The 1,506-nt window shown below is 59.4% G+C and carries 2 protein-coding genes; both read right to left on the bottom strand.

Annotated features, from left to right (window positions below; genetic code table 11):
• Positions 1 to 49: 49 nt before the first annotated feature.
• A complete protein-coding gene (locus AC5RVZ_RS32185) occupies positions 50 to 1,000 on the bottom strand; it encodes a fumarylacetoacetate hydrolase family protein (RefSeq protein ID WP_494069653.1) in 951 nt (316 codons plus the stop codon).
• Between the two features lie 19 nt (positions 1,001 to 1,019).
• A partial coding sequence (locus AC5RVZ_RS32190; protein WP_494069654.1) for a VOC family protein occupies positions 1,020 to 1,506 on the bottom strand: 487 nt, incomplete at its 5' end.

Raw genomic sequence — 1,506 nt, forward strand, 5'->3', positions numbered from 1 at the left:
TTTGAACAGGTCGTTGGTCATTTCTTCGCCTCTGGTCTTTCCGCGCGCGTTAGCGCAGCTCGTTCTTGACGCTGTTGCGCAATGAGCCGATGCCCTCGACTGTTACGACGATCTCGTCGCCCTCGCGCAGGAACTCGGGAGGGTTGCGCTTGAATCCGACCCCGGCCGGGGTCCCCATCGGGATGATGTCCCCTGCCTCGAGCGGGACGAACTCGGAGATATGCTCGATGATCGTGGGAATGTCGAAGATGAACTCTTCCGTGGATGCGTCTTGCTTCGTTTCACCGTTGATCACGGTCGTGATGCGTGCGTTGTGCGGATCGATTCCTTCATCAACCAGCGAGATGTGGGGACCAACTGGTCCGGACGCGTTGAAGTTCTTCCCGCCCGTGTACTGGGTGACACGGAACTGGTAGTCGCGCATACTCACATCGTTGAAGATGGTGTAGCCGGCAACATGATCGAAGGCTTCATCCTTCTTGATCCGGTGTCCGGGCTTGCCGATGACAACGGCGAGCTCACCCTCCCAATCAACCTGATCGGTGACGGTGGGAACAATGATCGCCTCGCCATCGGCGATCTGGGTCGCGGCGAACCGCGGGAAAAGGATCGGAACTTCCGAAACAGCCAGGCCGGCCTCGGCAGCGTGCTTTCCGAAGTTCCGTGCAACACACACGATCTTCGGCGGGTCAGGGATCGGCACGAGGGCCTGCGTATCAGCGCGGTCCACCAACACACCCTCACGCCTGGCCATTGTTTCGTCGAGACTGTTCGCGAAATCCACGGCCTCACGCAGCATCCGGTAGCTCTGGTCACCGCCTTGGAAATACCGAAGCGAGTCCGGCGGTAACACACCCATGGCAACCTGTTGCGCGTTGGCCGTCCCACGCGATTGAAGAAGTGCCGCGTAGGCGTTGGTCACATCAATGTAGCGGCCCTCATCACGGACCACCCCAAGCCTGTCATTGCCGGCGTAACGGAATCGCGCGAGCTGAGTCATATCATCGTCCCTTTGTCTATCAACTGGATGGAATCAACTGCTGGCGCCGAGCACGTTCTGACTCGGCCATCTTTTCCCGCTCGCGCTCATAGGCCTCGAAATCGAAGTCCGCAAGCTCAACCTCCTGGATCGCCGGATATGGCCGGGGAATCCCATCCCATCCGACCTGATCGATGTTCCAGTAGAACTCCAGCAGATTGCCGTCGGGATCGAGACCATAAAAGCGCGGCTGATTACCGGGACCGCCGATCCGGGCATTCACGATCGGAACATCCTGCTCCTGGAAACGCCGATAAAGACCGACCAGATCCTCGCTCGAGTCCATCTCGAACGCAACGTGATGCAGCCCCAGGGTATGGGCACCAGGCACCTCCGCAGCCTCCCGTAACGTAAAGAGCGAAAGCCTGTGGTGAATAGTGTCAGCCCCGCCACGGACAAACGCCCCCGCAAGAACCGCCGTTCCATGCCCCGCAGTGCTCTCGTCATACCGGAACATCTCGGTCAAC

It is taken from the genome of Arthrobacter sp. Cza30 (genome assembly GCF_059090765.1).

Bases quoted from the DNA above. Each gene is read 5' to 3' on its own strand.
- AC5RVZ_RS32185 (WP_494069653.1), bottom strand. From the start codon at position 1,000: ATGACTCAGCTCGCGCGATTCCGTTACGCCGGCAATGACAGGCTTGGG.